At 37.5% G+C, this 18,599-nt stretch carries 15 protein-coding genes and 1 tRNA gene; all 16 read left to right on the top strand.

Translation table 11 applies throughout. The features are described from left to right. The first annotated feature begins 1 nt into the window (after window position 1). The 16 genes from J2S10_RS11495 to J2S10_RS11420 all read left to right on the top strand — a co-directional run bounded on the left by J2S10_RS11495 (window position 2) and on the right by J2S10_RS11420 (window position 18,439). Window positions 2-949, top strand: a complete 948-nt coding sequence (locus tag J2S10_RS11495; protein WP_307407766.1) for a transketolase family protein — start codon at window positions 2-4, stop codon at window positions 947-949. A gap of 33 nt (window positions 950-982) precedes the next feature. After that, window positions 983-2,443, top strand: a complete 1,461-nt coding sequence (locus J2S10_RS11490; RefSeq protein ID WP_307407765.1) for a four-carbon acid sugar kinase family protein — start codon at window positions 983-985, stop codon at window positions 2,441-2,443. Next, a complete protein-coding gene (locus tag J2S10_RS11485; RefSeq protein WP_307407763.1) occupies window positions 2,444-4,201 on the top strand; it encodes a thiamine pyrophosphate-binding protein in 1,758 nt (585 codons plus the stop codon). A 213-nt stretch (window positions 4,202-4,414) separates the two neighbouring features. Beyond that, entirely contained in the window at window positions 4,415-5,311 is an 897-nt protein-coding gene (locus J2S10_RS11480; RefSeq protein ID WP_307407761.1) for a sugar phosphate isomerase/epimerase family protein, read from the top strand. 239 nt (window positions 5,312-5,550) lie between these two features. Continuing rightward, window positions 5,551-6,798 (top strand): allantoate amidohydrolase, encoded by a 1,248-nt coding sequence (locus J2S10_RS11475; RefSeq protein ID WP_307407759.1) that lies wholly within the window; start codon window positions 5,551-5,553, stop codon window positions 6,796-6,798. A gap of 46 nt (window positions 6,799-6,844) precedes the next feature. Beyond that, window positions 6,845-7,609, top strand: coding sequence for a (S)-ureidoglycine aminohydrolase (gene allE, locus J2S10_RS11470; protein ID WP_307407757.1), 765 nt, complete (start codon window positions 6,845-6,847; stop codon window positions 7,607-7,609). Window positions 7,610-7,873: 264 nt separating this feature from the next. Continuing rightward, window positions 7,874-8,260: a cupin domain-containing protein gene (locus J2S10_RS11465; protein ID WP_307407755.1), complete on the top strand. Its 387-nt coding sequence runs from the start codon at window positions 7,874-7,876 to the stop codon at window positions 8,258-8,260. A gap of 207 nt (window positions 8,261-8,467) precedes the next feature. Then, complete coding sequence (locus J2S10_RS11460; protein WP_307407753.1) at window positions 8,468-10,210, top strand: LytS/YhcK type 5TM receptor domain-containing protein; 1,743 nt, start codon at window positions 8,468-8,470, stop codon at window positions 10,208-10,210. A 9-nt stretch (window positions 10,211-10,219) separates the two neighbouring features. After that, the gene (locus J2S10_RS11455) at window positions 10,220-10,966 is read left to right on the top strand and encodes a LytR/AlgR family response regulator transcription factor (RefSeq protein WP_307407751.1); all 747 of its coding nucleotides are present in this window, start codon (window positions 10,220-10,222) and stop codon (window positions 10,964-10,966) included. Window positions 10,967-11,511: 545 nt separating this feature from the next. Then, window positions 11,512-12,807 carry an MFS transporter gene (locus tag J2S10_RS11450; RefSeq protein ID WP_307407749.1) on the top strand — a complete coding sequence of 432 codons (1,296 nt, stop codon included), beginning with the start codon at window positions 11,512-11,514 and terminating at the stop codon, window positions 12,805-12,807. 8 nt (window positions 12,808-12,815) lie between these two features. Beyond that, window positions 12,816-12,905, top strand: a tRNA-Asn gene (locus tag J2S10_RS11445). 285 nt (window positions 12,906-13,190) lie between these two features. Further along, entirely contained in the window at window positions 13,191-14,054 is an 864-nt protein-coding gene (locus J2S10_RS11440) for an HAD family hydrolase (RefSeq protein ID WP_307407747.1), read from the top strand. A gap of 130 nt (window positions 14,055-14,184) precedes the next feature. Next, complete coding sequence (murQ, locus tag J2S10_RS11435; protein WP_307407745.1) at window positions 14,185-15,093, top strand: N-acetylmuramic acid 6-phosphate etherase; 909 nt, start codon at window positions 14,185-14,187, stop codon at window positions 15,091-15,093. 24 nt (window positions 15,094-15,117) lie between these two features. Continuing rightward, the gene (locus tag J2S10_RS11430; RefSeq protein ID WP_307407743.1) at window positions 15,118-15,972 is read left to right on the top strand and encodes a MurR/RpiR family transcriptional regulator; all 855 of its coding nucleotides are present in this window, start codon (window positions 15,118-15,120) and stop codon (window positions 15,970-15,972) included. A gap of 98 nt (window positions 15,973-16,070) precedes the next feature. After that, window positions 16,071-17,432, top strand: a complete 1,362-nt coding sequence (locus J2S10_RS11425) for a PTS transporter subunit EIIC (protein WP_307407741.1) — start codon at window positions 16,071-16,073, stop codon at window positions 17,430-17,432. Then, complete coding sequence (locus J2S10_RS11420) at window positions 17,429-18,439, top strand: MupG family TIM beta-alpha barrel fold protein (RefSeq protein ID WP_307407739.1); 1,011 nt, start codon at window positions 17,429-17,431, stop codon at window positions 18,437-18,439. The genes J2S10_RS11425 and J2S10_RS11420 overlap by 4 nt, the downstream gene beginning before the upstream one ends. Window positions 18,440-18,599: the final 160 nt, after the last annotated feature.

The raw sequence follows: 18,599 nt of genomic DNA, 5'->3' as shown, positions 1-18,599 counted from the left end.
GATGGCAAATCTAGAAGCACCACGTAAAGGTTTTGCTGATGCACTAATTAGACTTGGAGAAAGACATGATAATTTAGTGGTACTTGATGCAGATTGCGCAAAATCAAATATGACAAATCTATTTAAAAATAGATTTCCAGAACGCTTTTTTAACATCGGTATTTCTGAATGTGATTTAGTAGGAACTGCAGCTGGTATGGCGATAGCAGGGAAAGTACCATTTGCGAATGCTTATGCAAACTTCCTTACTGGACGCGCATTTGATCAGATGAGAATTTCTGTATGTTACTCAAATAACAATGTGAAAATTGTCGGTCATAACGCTGGTACATCAGCTGCTCAAGAAGGAGCAACACATTTACCGCTTGAAGATATATCTTTAATGCGCTCACTTCCACGTATGACAGTAATTGTTCCAGCAGATGCTGTTGAAATGGAAAAAGCAGTAGAAGCTGCTTATTACCATGATGGACCTATTTACCTGCGTGTTGGTAAATTACCAGTACCGATCGTTACAAAGAAAGAAGAACCTTTCGAAATCGGTAAAGCAATTAAATACCGTGAAGGATCTGATATTACAATCATCAGTACTGGTATTATGCTTGATGAATCACTAAAAGCAGTAGAGGAATTAGAAGAACAAGGTGTAAGCGCTGAACTTTTGCACATTCATACAATTAAACCTATTGATAGAGAAGCAATTGTAGCATCAGTTGCGAAAACAAAAAATGTTATCTCAGTTGAAGAGCATTCAATTATAGGTGGATTAGGTAGTGCAGTTGCTGAAGTATTGTCAGAAAGCCAACCAGCTAAATTAAGGAGAATCGGTACAAATGACCGTTTCGGAGTTTCTGGCAAAATGGATGAGTTACTTGACCTCTTTGAATTAAGAGCACACCGTATTGTTTCAACTGCAAATGAATTATTAGGTGAAAAAGTAAATAGCTAATTACCTTTTTAGATAATGAAAGGGGGAGGGGTTTTGTCCAACGTAACCCACTATCCAAATTTAAAGGATACTTTAGAAAATCCTCTCTTCTCTAAATCGGATGATAGCCTACGTGCTAAAATCAAAGATCATTTAAAACAAACAAAACATAAGTTTATTGTTTTAGATGACGATCCAACTGGTGTCCAAACTGTACACGATATTTTTGTCATTACGGACTGGGGAAAAGATTGGATTAAAAAAGGTTTATCTGATGAGAGAAGTGTCCTTTACATATTAACAAATACAAGAAGTTACAATGAGGAAAAAGCTCAAAACATCAATAGAGAGATTGTTCAAAACATTGTTGAAGTCACTAAAGAAATGGGTATTAACTTCTCAATTATTAGTAGAAGTGACTCAACATTAAGAGGACATTATCCATTGGAAATTGATGTACTACAAGATGAACTTTTAAAAGCTGCTAACATTGAGATTTCAGGACATTTAATTATACCTGCCTTCTTTGAGTCTCATCGTTATACATTAGAAAATACTCATTATTTAGGTGTAGATGGCCAGCTCGTCCCTGTAAGTGAAACCGAATTTGCGAAGGATTCAGTTTTCGGCTTCAATACAGCTAATTTGCCAAAATGGATTGAAGAGAAGACAAAGGGAAGCGTAGCTTCAGAGTCCGCATTGATCATTTCACTTGAAGATATTCATAATGGGGGTATTGATAAAGTTTACGAGATTTTACTCTCTGCAAACAATAATGCACCTATTATAGTGAATGCTAAATCCTATTATGATTTAGACGTCGTATCAGTAGCTATCCTTAAAGCAATTGATTCGGGTAAACAATTTTTATTTAGAACTGCAGCATCATTTGTAAAATCGATTGCTGGAATTAATGATCGTCCATATTTGTCAGCTGATGAGATTGTTTCAAAAGGTGAAAGCCGTAACAATGGTGGATTTATCGTTGTAGGTTCTCACACGAAAAAAACAACGGAACAAATCAACGAACTAATGAAGAAATACCCGATTGAACAAATCGAAATTAATGTTGTAAAAGTTCTAAATGAAGAAACTAGAGCTGAAGAACTAACACGAGTATGTCAATTAGTAGATAATTATATTTCTTCAAATCGCGACACGCTTGTTTATACAAGTAGAGATGTAATTATTGCAAAAGAAATAGAAGAAAATTTAAAAATTAGTCAAATGGTTTCAGGTTCCTTGGTTGAAGTGGTTCGTTCATTAAAGATTAAGCCAAAGTTTATCATTGCAAAAGGCGGTATAACTTCTAGTGATGTGGCAACTGACGGTTTGGAAATAAAATATGCAAAAATTTTAGGGCAAACAATAGCTGGTGTTCCAGTGTGGTTAACTGGAAGTGAAGCTAAGTTTAAAGATACACCTTATATCGTATTTCCTGGCAATGTAGGAGAAAAAGAATCGATTGCTCAAATCTTTGAAAATATTAAAAGCGATCAAAAGGGAGAGATTTAAATGGCTAAACAAAAAATGACAGCTGCAGAGTTAATTGCATTGTATCTAGAAAAAAGAGGGGTAAAACACATATATGGTGTACCAGGAGCTGCAATCTTACCATTCTATGATGCAATAAAAGAATTAACTAAAATTGAATCATTTGTTGTTCGGCACGAGCAAACGGGTGCTTTCATGGCTGACGGTTATTCAAGAGCAACTGGTAAAGTTGGTGTATGTGCTGCAACTTCAGGTCCAGGTGGAACGAACTTCTTAACCGGCCTTTACAGTGCATGGATGGATTCAATTCCAATGATTGCTATTACTGGCCAACAGAAAAATAGTTTAATTGGGACAATGCAATTCCAAGAAGCTCCTATCGTTGAAATGGCTAAGCCTGTAACGAAAGCTTCATACCGTTTAACAGACGGTTCGAAAGCTGCTCAATTTATCCAAGAAGCATGGGTAACAGCTACTACTGGTAGAAAGGGTCCAGTTTTACTTGATTTGCCAGTCGATCAACAAAAAGTTGTTGTAGAAGTTGACTTAGATGCACTTATCGCTTCTACTCCAGTAGATAACTTACCACAAGCTACTGACGCGGATATCGAGAAAACTTTTGAATTATTAAAAGATGCTAAAAGACCAGTATTACTTTCTGGTGGTGGGGTTAACATTGCAAACGCTACTGCAGAATTAAAAGCATTAGCTGAAGAACTTCAAATCCCTGTTGTAACTTCTGGTATGGGTATGGATACATTCCCTAACGATCACCCATTATTCGCTGGACGTATGGGAACAATGCTTGATACTCCTTTCGGTAACAAAACCATTGTTGAAGCTGATTTAGTAATCAACCTTGCTGGACGTTTTGCTGACCGTTCTACAGGTAATGTTGAAGTATTCACACAAAACGGTAAGAAAGTTATCCACGTAAACCTTGATAACAAAGAAATTGGTAAAGTTGTACCAACTACTTTAGGTATCGTTTCTGATGTTAAAACATTCATGGTTAAACTTACAGAAGCTCATAAAGCACTTAGGGCTACTGTAGCTGCAACTGCTGAAGCAGGTACTAAAATTGACTTAACTGAAGACCGTAAAAAATGGGCTCGTAAAACTGATTACACAACATTTCCAATCAGACAAGAGCGTGCATTACGGGAACTTCGTGAATTCTTAGATCGCGATGCATTCGTATCTCATGACTGCGGTATCAGCCAAATTTGGTCTTGTCAATTATTTGAAACTTATGAACCAAGAACATACCTATTAACTGGTGGTGCAGGTACTATGGGTTGGGGGCTTGGTGCAGCAATGGCAGCAAAACTTGCATTCCCTGAAAGACAAAGTGTAAACATCCTTGGTGACGGAAGCTTAGGTATGTCATTACAAGATATCGCTACAGCTGCAAAACATGATATTCCGGTAATTATTTTCTGTATGAATAACTCATTACTTGGATTAATTCGTCAACAACAAAACTGGTTCTATGATGAGCGCCAAATTTCTACAGACTTAATTTACAAAAATGAATTATGTGATAATGAGGATCGCGGAATCGACTTCGTTAAAACTGCTGAAGGTATGGGTGTCCGTGGTGAGCTTGTTACTCATTATGATGATATCAAACCAGCTCTACAACGTGCAGTTGACTCAGGAAAACCATATTTAATCGAAGTTGTTGTTGATCCTGATCCTAAAAAAGCATGCGAGTTCTCTAACAACGGTGCACTTAGCGGATTCAAATACTCTAACCAAATTAATTTTTCTAAATAATTATTGCATTTGAAAGACGTGAGAATTTATTGAAGCAATTGGTCAATTCAGATTGCTTCAATAAAATCTTAGTAATGTTAAGTAAAATTGACTGTACTTCAATGTAATGAGGTTTATGAAAAAGTTTAATTAATAAAGGAGGGAAGCCGAAGAATCGGCGAAACAATGTCAGCAAACCTTCATAATTCAATGAAAGTGGGAATTGTTCATTTTATGGCATACCCGGAAACAATGGGTGGAGACGGTCCAATTGTTGAAACAATAAAGAAAATAGTACAAGATGATTTCTTCTCTGGAATTGAGATTACATCTATTAACAATTCTGAGGATCGTAAAGAAGTTATTCAAACTCTACAATCTGGTGGAATGACTGTGGGATTTGGAGCACAACCGATTCTTTTAAGAAATAAGGGAAACCTAAACTCTTTTGATGAAGCTGAGCGTAGAAGAGCTATCGATTTAGTTAAAGGTGGAATCGACCAAGCTTACGAAGTAAATGCTTCTAAATTTGGTTTCTTAAGTGGTGCTAAACCAGACACTAAACAAGATGTTGCATTACAATTACTAACGGATTCAATCAAAGAATTATGTGAATATGCAAAATCTAAAGGTGATTTGATCCTTTCACTTGAAACTTTTGATGATGAGACTGATAAGAAATGTTTAATCGGTTCTAATACACTTGCTGTAGAAGTAGCTAAAGAAGTTCGCAAAGTAGATCCTACTTTCGGTTTAATGCTTGATTTAAGTCATTTACCAATGCAACGTGAAACTTCTTTTAATGCATTAACTGTTGCTCGTGATTATATAAATCATGCGCATATCGGAAATTGCTATATTAAAGATACTTTTGATCCAGCTTACGGTGATCAGCATCCGCGTTTCGGCTATCCGGGAAGTGAAGTTGATGTTCCAGAATTAGCAGAGTACTTGCGAGTACTATTAGAAATTGGTTATATCGGTGAGGGGAATAAGAATATTGTTGCTTTTGAAGTAAAACCTGTAGGAACAGAGTCCTCAGATATTGTAATTGCACAATCAAAACGTACTCTCGTTGATGCATGGTCATTAGTACATTCAAAAAAAGGTCGTTTAGTAAGCATATCTTGATAGATACTTTGCATTAACTAGCGACAAGTATTTTTACTTGTCGCTAGTTAATCTCATTCAGAAGAATATAAAATGGTAAATCACATACTAATCTACATTTTAATAGGTTAATTAATCAGAATGATCTATTGTAGAACATCTAACCAGGATGTTATTAGTATTTTACTAAAAAATAAAGTATGTTTTGTGATAAACAACTTAACTATTTCTAAAGATCAAATTGGCAAGGAAGTGAGCGTTTGATTAAACTTCAGCATAACGTTGATGCTAAAAAAATTAGTACTAGAATCGAACAACTTGCTGGTTGTTCATCTACATCTTTTGGTGTCACTAGACTACCTTTCACAGCGGAAAGTTCAGAAGCAGAAAGATTAGTTGAAGAGTGGATGAAAGCAGCCGGAATGACAGTAAGAAAAGATGGTCTTAACAATATTATCGGGCGTTATGAAGGGAAAGATCCTTCTGCTCCAGTTTTAATGATTGGTTCCCATTTAGATAGTGTGATTGAAGCAGGAAAATACGATGGTATTTTAGGAGTTATATCTGGAATTGAAGTTGTTCAAACTCTTCGAGATAATGGCCTAATTTTAGACAATCCAATCGAAGTGGTTGGTTTCTGTGATGAGGAAGGTGTAAGGTTTCACTCAACTTTCCTTGGAAGTAAAGCGATTGCAGGAACTTTTGCTGCTGAAGATTTAGAAAGAGCAGATGAAAAAGGAATAACAATTGCTGAAGCATTAAAAGGAATAGGAATTGTTGATCCATATGCTTATAAAAGCGCTAGTCGTACTCCGGAAGAACTTCTCGCTTATTTAGAACTTCATATCGAACAAGGGCCTGTTCTTGAGAAGGAGAATGAACCTGTTGGAGTAGTTAGTGGGATTGCTAGTGCGACAAGATTTTCTTTTGAAATTATCGGAAAACCTGGTCATGCAGGGACAGTTCCTGTTACGATTAGACAAGATGCACTTTTAGGTGCTAGTGATCTGATTTCTTACATTGAGAAAATTGCTCTACAAAATGAACCATTAGTTGCAACTGTTGGTAAACTTACTGTTGGACCGGGTGCTAGTAATGTTATACCTGGGCTTGTAACAGGAACGCTGGATATTCGTGATTTAAATGTTGAACGAAAACAAAAAGCTATTGATGCTATTTTAACTGAAGGCAATAAAATAGCTAAATCTAGAGGACTTCAAATGAAGTTTGATCTAGTAATGGAAGCTGACCCTGTATACTGTAACGAAGATATGATTAAATTAATCGAAGAGTCCATTAGTGAGCGGAGTGGAAGCGTTGTCAGACTTGTGAGTGGTGCAGGACATGATGCAATGGCTATGGCTGATGTAACTAATGTTGCAATGATTTTCGTTCGTTGTAAAGATGGACTTAGTCATCACCCTGATGAATTCGTTACTGAAGAAGATATGGGTGCAGGAGCTGAAGTTCTTTATTCTACAGTAATTAAACTAGCTACAAAGCAATAATGAAAGAGACTTATATGAAAACAATTAGAAGGGGAGTTTAAATAAGATGGGTTATCCTAAAGATTTATTATCAAGTAGATCAATAATTGAGCACGGTAAATATGCATTAATTGCACCTGAAGGATTGGTTAATAATGTTATACCAGGGTTTGAGAATTGTATTATATCTATTTTGGGTTCTCCTAAGCTTGGAGCGAGCTTTGTCGATTACGTTGTGACAATGCAAAATGAAGGAAAGAATACCGAGGGGTTTGGTGGGCAAGAAGATGTAGAGACATTCGTATATGTTATTGAAGGGAAAATTAAAGCTGCTGCAGCCGAGCAAGAGTTTGTTCTTGAAGAAAGCGGTTATTTATACTGTCCGCCAGGAACAAAAATGTATTTAGAAAACCATTGGGGTGGAGATTCCAGACTCTTCCTTTATAAGCAAAAATATCGTCCACTTGAAGGACGGAAGCCATGGGTTTATTCAAATCATGCCAACAAGATTGAATATAGAAATTATGATAACATGCATAATGTCAATATTAAAGATCTTTTGCCTGCAGATATAGATTTTGATATGAATTTTCATATTCTTTCTTTTGATCCTGCTGCATGTCATCCATTTATCGAAACACATGTGCAGGAACATGGTGCATACCTACTCTCAGGAGAAGGTATGTATAATCTAGACAATCAATGGGTTCCAGTGAAAAAAGGGGATTATATATTTATGGGTCCATATGTACATCAGGCAGCTTATGCGGTAGGAAGAGAAAATTTAACATATGTCTACTCTAAAGATTGTAACCGTGATGCAGCCTTGTAAAAGTCACATATCCTAGAAATAAATTGAAATAGATGACGGCTTCATGAGAATCAATCAAAGCTGGAAAAATTATTGTAGCAGTATATGGTTACCAAACCCATTGGGTCTTTATAATCTATCGATGAGAATTTAGCGAAATCATTTTCTCAAAAGGATTTTCCATATATTGAAGATAAATCACTTGAAGAAAAGAAAGATATTTTATAGTTATTCTTCATATTAATATGTATTCAAAAACTTATTAATAAAAAAGGGGTTTTAGAAATGGAAGAGAAAGCGACTTTGTCAAACATCGATGAGATAATGGCAGAAAGAGTCTTTGAAATTGATAAGATAGCAAAATTTGATCCAAATGAAGCGCAAAAAAACTATTTCTATGAAACAGATAAAACGGTTGGGGCAGTTTGGTGTCTTGAGCCTGGGCAGGAATTATATTTACATTCCCATTCGAATGTTGATGATATTTGGGTTTGCATGGAGGGGGAAGGAACATATTTCCCAGACCTAGAGAATGAAATCGCGATCAGAAAAGGAATGGTATTATTGGCCAAACCTAACCAAATTCATGGAATGCGTAATACAGGAAAAGACCGATTCGTGTTTGTAGGCTTTGCTGCAGGTTCATTGCCGATGGATATAACAAGATATTAGTATTAAAACTAAATCTATTAAACTTTAAACAAGTTGAGCTAAATAATTTAAGTATCCTTTTTAAAAAATCGTGGATGCTTTATACTTTAATGAAAATAAGTGATTAAAGAGAAGCGATTGTAATCAAGACAGTCGCTTCTCTTAATTTTATATATCTGTAAAAATGCTTTTCTCACTTTTTTAATTAAAAAAATAGGAGAAGTTTCTATGTTGGATTTAATGTATCAAATGATTTGGCGGATGTGTATGATTGTTACGATTGCATTCCTGATTACTCGACTTAATCTTTTTCGACAAATGATTTACCAGCGTTTAAGCTGGAAGGGTAAAGTAGTTATGATTTTTATTTTTGGTTTATTCGGAATAATCGGAAATTACACAGGGATTGTTATCCAACCAGATATTTCTAAAATACCTTTTGATTATTCGGACTATAATATAGAATCCTTTAAAGCAATTGCTGATACTCGAAATATAGGTGTTATTTTAGGGGGCCTTTTAGGAGGCCCAGCAGTAGGCCTTGGCGCTGGAATTATTGCAGGAGGACATCGGTACCTTCTAGGAGGATTTATTAATACGGCAACTTTTTTTCTAACAGTAGTAGGTGGATTAATAGCTGGTTGGATCAATTGGAAAATAGCCTATAAAGAAAGGATTCAACCATCACAAATTTTAATGATAAGTGTTTGTATCTTATTCATTCAAATTATATTAATTCCTGTATTTATTGAATCCCATGAAGCGGGAGTTCTATTAATAAAATTAACAGGATTACCCATCATCATTGTAAATGGTATTGGAATTTGGATCTGTGCGTTAATCTTTAATAGTGTCTTACGTGAAGAAGATAAAGCAAAAGCGATTCAGACCCAAAAGGCATTATTTATCGCAAATAAAACATTGCCATTTTTTCGTCAAGGTTTAAATGAGCACTCTTGCGAAAAAGTAGCACATATACTATGTACTCATACAAATGCAGATTCTGTAGCCATTACCGATTTAAATGACGTTTTAACTCATGTAGGAAATGGGAAGAAATATGATCACTTACTGCAGGAAAATGATCAATATGCCATGAAACAAGTAATTCAAACAGGGGAAATATTTACTTTAAAATCTATTAGCAAGTATAAAACTATAAATACCGAGCGTCCATTGAAAGCAGTCATTATTGTTCCATTATTTGTTCGAGAAAAGCCTATTGGTACTTTGAAAATGTATTATACAAGACCTTATAAACTTAATGAAGCGGAACAGGAATTAGCTGAAGGGTTAATCATGTTGTTTTCCACACAGTTAGAAATAGCGGAGGCTGAACGTCATAAGGAATTACTTCAGAATGCAAAAATAAAAGCATTGCAAGCTCAAATTCATCCTCATTTTCTTTTTAATTCCATTAATGTTATTGTCGCTCTTTGTAAAAGAGATCCTTTGTATGCTAGGAAACTTCTTATTCAATTAAGTACTTTTCTTCGTAATAATACGAGTGCGACAAGCCAGACTTTAATACCTATTGAGAAGGAAATGGATAGTGTAATGGCTTATTTCTCTTTAGAACAAGCCCGTTTTCCCGAACGATTTACCCTTAAAACATCTATACATTCCAGTCTTGAAAAGGCATTAATCCCGCCCTTTACCATTCAACCTCTTGTTGAAAACGCAATTGTTCATGGATTTTCAGAAAGGTGTAAAAAAGAAACTGTTGAAATTACTGTAAACAAAGAAGAAAGTTTCTTGAAAATTGAAGTTAAAGATAATGGTATTGGAATTCCTAGCAAAAGACTGAAACACATAGGAATCCCATCAAATAAAGGGATTGGGATAGCGATACAAAATATTAGGGAGAGGCTATCATTAGTTTTTGGTTCAGAAGCTTCTTTTTCTTTAAAAAGTCAGTTTAATAAAGGAACGATCATTACGATTGTGGTTCCGCTACACTTTGAAAGGTAGGAAAAGTGTGTGATCAGAGCTTACTTGGTTGAAGATGAGATATTTGCTAGAGAGGACCTCAACGATTTACTTTGTCAAAGTAATAAATTAGAGGTAGTAGGTGAAGCAGATGAGATACAAACAGCCATTTGGGAGATTCATCAATTAGAGCCCGAAGTTGTATTTTTAGACATTCATTTGGCTAAAGGAAACGGAATTGAATTAGCTAAACAACTTCGTACATTAAAAAAGCCACCTTTTGTTGTTTTTGTAACCGCTTTCGACAAGTATGCTGTACAAGCTTTTGGGCTTGATGCAGTAGATTATATTTTAAAGCCATTTGATGAAAAAAGAATTGAACAAACAATAGAAAAAATAGTAAAGTGGAATCAATTAAAAAAAGAAGATGTCCAATCACAGAGTATAAAAGAAATAAAGCCGAGCATGAAAATAAATAAGCTTGCGGTAGTCAAAGATGAACGAATTATATTGGTGGATATTAATAACATTATGTATATTGGGACAGAAAATCGCCAAGTATTTGTAAAAACACTAAATGATAAGTTCGTAATTGATACCCTCCTATATGAGATAGAACAAAAATTAGAAAATTTCTCTTTCCTAAGAGTACATCGTGGAAATATTATAAACCTTGAATATGTTAATGAAATAGAGCAATGGTTTAACGGTACCTATAATATCATTTTTTGTGATGGATCTAAAGTTCCAGTTAGCCGTTCTTATATAAAAACCGTTCGCAAACACTTAGGTTTTTAACCAAATCCCATCATTCTACTTTTGTATATGGAATGATTGTGGATGTGAATAAAATTAAAGAGGGTTTATCTTTAATTAACTGGCGTTTAATTTACGTCAGTTTTTTATTGCCTTAATTTATCTGAATCCGAGATGTAAAATATTTATTTAAGTAAATTCAAATTTCTTCTACCCCAATTTATTGGACTCCCTTAGTTATTTCTATTAAATTTAATTTGCATTAAATATGAGTAGGCAGAAAAGGAAGTAATAAAAAGGTTATTTATATCATTCTCCAACTTCTAATTCAAATTAGATGCTATTCGTCTCTGTATGAAAGCGCTTCATCCGCAAATAAACACATTTCGTTATTAATTCAGCAAAATATACAAATGATTTTATATAATCTGAATTACAGAATAGTCAGAAATTTATTTTAAATCCTTTGGAAGGTTTTCTTAGGTGAATTAGTATTTTAAGTAAGTAATTTGTGACTATTCCCAGAAATGAGAGCGCTTTTATTGAAAGGTGTATATCAACTAAAAATACTCAAGGAGGTAAATTCAATGAATGATCAATCGCTAGCAAAGCCAAAGAAAAAATGGAAAGTTCGGTATTCAGTTTTATTAGTATTATGGTTATGTTGGTTATTTTCATTCCTGGATCGAATGGTTATCACCATTGCATTGCCATTTATCGGGAAAGATTTTAACTTAAATGCAACAGCTCAAGGATTACTTTTAAGTATATTCTTTGCCGGTTACGCATTGTTCCAGATTCCAGGCGGAATGTTAACAGATAAATTTGGTTTCCGTCGTGTCATGAGTATTGCCATTTTATGGTGGTCCGTTTTTACGTCTATAACGGGATTTATTTTCACTTTTCCTCTTTTGTTAATTGCTCGTTTTGTTTTCGGTTTAGGTGAATCGTGTTTACCAGGTGCATCATACAAAGGAATTGCTACGTATTTCCCTAGTAAGCAACGCGGTACAGCAACAGGGATTCAATCAACAGTAAACACTTTGGGTCCGGCTTTAGCGGCTGTTGTAGCAGCAGCGATCATAGGATTATTTGGCTGGCGTGCAGTCTTTATCGTAATGGGAATTCCAGGTCTTTTCGTCGGAATTTACATTTGGTTAAAGTTAAAAGATAATCCAAAAGATCATCCGAAAATAACCAGAGAAGAACTTGCAGAATTAGATGAAGACTTAGAAGAAAATTCTCCAGCCAAAAAGAAATCGGATGTATCTTTTAGACAACTCTTAACAAAACCGATTTTATGGCAAATGTCGCTCATTTGGTTCTTCTTTGATATTACTTTCTGGGGCTTTACATCTTGGCTTCCTTCTTATCTGATTAAAGAAAAAGGTCTTTCTCTTATGAACACGGGTATCTATAGTGCATTACCATATTTAGTTGGTACAGTAGCAATCGTTTTTGGTGGTTATTTATCAGACAGAGTAAAAGGAAATAGAAAATGGGTGTTTATCCCTAACGCACTAACTGGTGGTTTAGCTTTATTTTTAATGTTTCAAGCTTCCTCTTTAACTATGGTCATCGTTTATCAATGCCTTGCAGCATTCTTTATGTTCATGGCTCAAGGTGGGTTTTGGGGCCTGGTTGTTGATACTCTTCCCGCAAAAATTATGGCATCCGGTTCAGCGACAGTTAATTGTTTTGGATCTATTGCTGGTTTCATCTCTCCATTCTTGATGGGTTACATGATCGAAAAAAGCGGCTCATTCAATTCCTCTTTCATCATGATGATTGCGGCTTTAGTTATAGCAGCTGTTACCGCGTTGACTATTGGCGGAAAACCAAAAGAAGAACCTATAAATCTAGCAACGGAAATTAAAGCTTAATAATTTGAGAAAAAGAAAAGGAGGGCTGAAAATGCACCCCTGTTAAGGGTGTTGGTCGCTAAAGCGGCGCGAGGGTTTAAATCTCTCCTTCTCCTCCATAAATAAGATAGTCTTTAGCTCTGTAGAATAGAGCAACAGCCTTCTAAGCTGTCGGTCAGAGTAACCCTATCGGCCGGCTTCCGGTTACTATTTTTAATCCAACCTGGGACGTATTATTTGGGTTTGGACACAGGTTAGGGTAATAAGACAATTGAATTCTAACAAATGCTAAAAGTCGTGGATTTTGAAAATCTCACTGCTTTTAGCATTTTTTTAAGGGAATTGAAATAAAATTTTTAAAAAAATATAATAATTCTAAAAAAACATTACGAAGAGGTACGCATATGAACTATTCTTTATTAGCAACAGATTTAGATGGCACGCTATTTAATGAGGAAAAGGAGATTGCTCCTGACGCTATTAAAGCCATTCATGAGTTTCGTTCAAAAGGCGGGAGAGTGGTCATTTGCAGCGGGCGTTCTCCGTTATCGACAAAATGGATTGCGGAAACCATCGGTTTAAAAGAAGAACCGATTATTGCCTATAATGGGGCCGTCCTGCTTGATGAACAAGGAATGGTGCTTGAACAATTTACATTTCAGAATGATGAGGTGCTGTCCTTTTTAGATGCTTGTCAATCAGAGGGGATTTATGCGCATGTATATGAGGGTGATACGTTATTAATTCCTGAGGAAGGCAGATGGAATCAACGCTGGATTGAGAATAATATCCCTGCCTTGGCGAAATCAGGAGGGAGGCTTGAGGCTTGTGAAGCCTATCGGAAACAATGCGATGTAAAGCTGATTGAAAATTTTCCTGCTTATATTCGCGAGCATAAGCCTGCGATAACGAAAATGGCGGTATTTCACGAAAGCGGCTCGTTACGTGATTTTTCAACCAGTATTACTCATACGTTCAAGGGATTCGAGATCAGCAGCAGCCTTAACTATCGCAATTTAGAGATTTCCCCTGCGGGAATTACGAAAGCAGCTGCACTCGTAAAATTGGTTAGCCATCTTGGAATACCTCTTTCTGAAACAGCCGCTATCGGTGACAACTATAATGATATGTTAATGCTCAAGACGGCCGGACTGGGTATCGCGATGGGGAACGCACCGGACGAGGTTAAGCTTGCTGCTAATGCTGTCACTTGTACAAATAATGAAGATGGAGTGGGAAGAGCCATTCGCACATTTTTGCTTTTGTGAAATACTTTTAAAATATAATTTCATTATTTTAATAAAAATATTGAATTAATATTTTAAAAAACCTATAATAATGATAACAGGAAAACGCTTTCGACACCTTAGAAATTACCAACTGGAGGAAATAGAAACTATGGGAGAAAATCTTGCAATACTAACAACGGAATTACGGAATGAACGTTCAATGAATATTGATCATTTAGGGCCAATGGAAATCTTGCGAATCATGAATGAGGAGGATCAAAAGGTGGCACTTGCTGTACAGGAAGTTCTTCCTGATGTAGAGGTAGCTGTAAAATTTACTTTTGATTCTTTTCGCAACGGAGGGCGACTTGTGTATATCGGCGCTGGAACAAGCGGCCGCCTTGGAGTTTTAGATGCTGTTGAATGCCCGCCTACCTTTAGTACCGACCCGCAAATGGTTCAAGGTATTATGGCCGGAGGCGAACGAGCATTTGTTAAAGCCATAGAGGGAGCAGAAGATCAGCCGGGTCTTGGGGAAAGTGATTTAAAGGATATCGGCCTTACGGAAAATGATACAGTCATTGGAATTGCGGCAAGCGGGCGTACTCCCTATGTCATCGGTGCGTTAAAATATGCCCGCAGCATTGGGGCTAAAACGATTGCGCTGTCATGTAACAAAAATGCAGCCATTAGTAAAGAAGCCGACCACAGTATCGAAGTGGTTGTCGGGCCTGAGGTTCTGACGGGGTCAACGCGTTTAAAGGCGGCAACTGCCCATAAGATGATTTTAAATATGATTTCTACCTCTTCGATGGTTTTAATGGGAAAAGCATACGAAAATCTGATGGTCGATGTGCATGTCAGTAACAAAAAATTGAAGGAGCGCGCCATTTCAATCATTTGTAAAATTACCGGAGCTTCCTATGAAACTGCGTTAGAGGCACTTGAAGAAGCGGATCTTCAAGCGAAAACAGCGATTGTGATGATTAAAGCAGCTGTTACGAAACAAGCAGCGGTGGAATTATTGGCCAAAGCGAACGGATCTGTTCGTATGGCGATTGGTCATGCTAAAAGTTAACGGAAGATAAGGTGGTTATGTGTTGTGGCAACAGGCGGACTAAAAATGATTCAAAATATGCTTGAACAGCTTCCGGCATCCGAGCGGAAAATTGCCGAGTATATTCTTGAAAATCCCCAAACAGTTGTCAATAGTACCGTGAGTGATTTGGGGGTTCAAGCCAATACAAGCGGAGCAGCTGTCATCAGGCTTTGTAAATCGCTGGGGATAAATGGCTTTCAGGATTTAAAAGTAAGAATTGCAGGCGACTTGGTTAAGCCTGTGGAACAAGGCTATCGCGATATCGAACCGGGTGAATCCTTTTTCACCATTGTTCAAAAGACAACAAGTAATAGTATTCAAAGCCTAAGGGATTCTGAAGAAATCATTAATTATGAGGAATTGGAACGCGCGGTTCAAACACTGCTAAAAGCTGGCAATGTCCACTTTTTTGGCATCGGTGCCTCCAATATTATTGCGCAGGATGCACAGCAAAAATTAATCCGGATCAATAAAGGGGCAACAGCTTTTACTGACACACATCTCGTTGCCACCTTGATTGCCAACGCCAAAGAAGATGATGTCGTTTTTTGTATTTCTCATTCAGGAGAAACGCAAGAGGTTATTCAAGTCATAACACTTGCAAAAGAACGTGGGGTCAAAACGATTAGTTTAACGAAATATGGTCTTTCATCGGTATCAGCCCTGGCGGATATTAAGCTGTATACTTCCTACTCAGCGGAAGCGCCTTTTCGCAGTGCAGCTACATCATCACGGCTTGCGCAGCTCTATTTGATTGATATTTTATTTTTATCAATGGCAACAGAGCAGTACAGTGAAACGGTTGATTATATTGATAAAACAAGAGAAGCGATCCGATTTTTAAAAGAAGGTAAATAGTTTCCTGCCTATTGGGGGTGGTGCAAAAAAGACATCCAAACAGGAAAGTGCAATTATTTTTTTATTAGATAAAAACAATCGGAATGGGGGAAAAAGAGATGGCTGGAGAAAATAAAATTTTAGCGGAAAAGATTCTTGAGCAATTGGGAGGGCCGGCAAATATCGCTGACTATACACATTGCATGACAAGACTTCGGGTTACCGTGATTGATCAATCCATTGTCAATAAAGCCTCGATTAAGAAAATGGACGGGGTTTTAGGACTTGTAGAGGAAGAGACGCTGCAGATCATATTAGGTCCGGGAAAGGTAAATAAAGTAACAGAGGAGTTTGGGAAAATCATCGATGATTCGAACGAAATTAATTTGAAGAATCGGGCAGCGAGCAAAAAAGCGGAGTTAAATCAAAAAAATGCCACTCCGTTCAAGCTCTTCTTGCGAAAAATTTCTAGTATCTTCATTCCGTTGATACCGGCGCTAGTGGCATCCGGGTTAATTACCGGTATTTCGAAAGCCATTATTCAAGCAGGCTGGCTTGCTGCTACTTCACAGCTTGCGATGATTTTAACCGTTATCGGTGGAGGACTATTTAGTTATCTCGGAATCTTAGTTGGTATTAATGCTGCAAAAGAATTCGGGGGTTCACCGGCACTTGGGGGGCTGGCTGGAATTTTAATACTTAACCCTGCAGTAGCCGGAATTAAGCTTTTTGGTGCTGCATTACTTCCCGGACGCGGCGGCCTCATTGGGGTTCTGCTTGCAGCTATTTTTATTGCGATTGTTGAAAAACGCGTACGCCGTTATGTGCCGCAATCACTTGATATTATTTTAACGCCGACTATTGCATTATTGATTACTGGAATTATTACTTATCTTGTCTTCATGCCAATCGGCGGTTTTATTTCAGATGCAATTACAAAAGGATTAACATCTGTACTGAACTACGGCGGTGTTGTCGCCGGATTTGTGCTTGGGGCGACCTTCCTGCCGTTAGTTGTTACCGGTTTACATCAGGGTTTAACACCGATCCATCTTGAACTGATAAATAAGCTTGGAAATGATCCTCTGCTTCCAATTTTGGCAATGGGCGGTGCAGGTCAAGTGGGTGCAGCGTTTGCGATTTATTTTAAAACGAAAAAGACACGCTTAAAACGGGCTGTTGGCGGTGCCTTACCTTCCGGTATTCTCGGCATTGGCGAACCGTTGATCTTCGGTGTTACGTTGCCTTTAGGCCGCCCATTTTTAACTGCTTGCTTAGGTGCCGGAGTAGGAGGAGCTTTTGAAGCAGCCTTTCATGTATCAACACTGGCTGTGGGAGTTTCAGGCCTGCCGCTTGCCTTCCTCGTTATCACCGGTAAAGTTCTATTATATTTAGTTGGTGTTTTAATTGCCTATGCTGCCGGATTTGTCTTTACCTACCTATTCGGTTTCAAGGATGAGATGGCCGGTGAATTTGATTGATTGGGATTTCCTTTTATCTTAATGATCCGCTTGCGGAGGAACGACTAGCTCTAGCAAGCAAATATGGTGTGAAGCGGGCTTTTACCTCGCTTCACATTCCTGAAGAGTCGGGAGATTTAGCAGGCAGGGCCAGATTGCTTCTTCAAAAAGCAAAAGAGGTTGGAATTGATGTGTATGCGGATGTGTCCAGTCGTACCCCTTCCCACTTAGGAATTGAGAGTTTGATAGATTTAAAATCTCTTGGAGTGGTTGGACTTCGTTTAGATGACTTTTTCGATCATGAAACGATTATTTGGCTGGCGAAGGAATATAAAATTGCCCTCAATGCGAGCATCTTGTTTGAGGAAGATGTAACTGCGTTACTTACCGGCGGACTGTGTGCCGATCAGTTAATTGCCTGGCATAATTTTTATCCGCGGCGGGAAACGGGACTCGCTGAGGAGTTTTTCAATCGGCAGAATGCATTATTCAAACAGCTGCAGATTCCCATTAGCGCCTATATACCTGGAGATGGAGAAAAACGCGGTCCGCTTTTTGAAGGCTTGCCAACGCTTGAAAAACATCGGGAAATGGATCCATTTGTTGCTGCGCTTGAATTGTTTCATGCCGGCGTAGAGGATGTGTACATCGGTGATCCTGCGTTTAGTGAAAGTCTTTTGGAAAGGCTTGTGAATGTTGACCGTCTTAACGCTATTTCGATCCGTGTGGAAGGTTCTCAAAGTGGAGAATACCGCTTAAGACCTGATTTTGCCCGTGACGTATTAAGGTTAATGGATACCAGAAGCTCCGAGCGTGTGCTCCCTCAGAATACGGCTGCGCGTCCTAAAGGAACAATTACAATGGATAACGATCGGTACGGCCGTTATCGAGGTGAAGTGCAAATCACATTGAATAATCTTCCTGCAGATGAACGGGTAAACGTGATTGGAAAGATCATCCCGGAAGATATACCATTGCTTTCGTTCATCAAGCCCGGGCAAGGAATTAAACTAATTGGTAGAAACTAAGCATGTCCTCTTCATTGGAAGAGGGCATGTTTTTTTCGGTGACAGGCACCGTTCGTGGACAAATTGGCTATTTGTCCGTGTGTGGCGGACATAGGTGGGGAACTGGGTGATGTTTGTAAATTCCCATATTATGAGGATAGCTTTATAGTTTAATTGAACA

Source organism: Neobacillus ginsengisoli (genome assembly GCF_030813055.1).
Note: the sequence above shows the minus strand (reverse complement) of the source record. Positions and strands in the feature narration are given on the sequence as shown.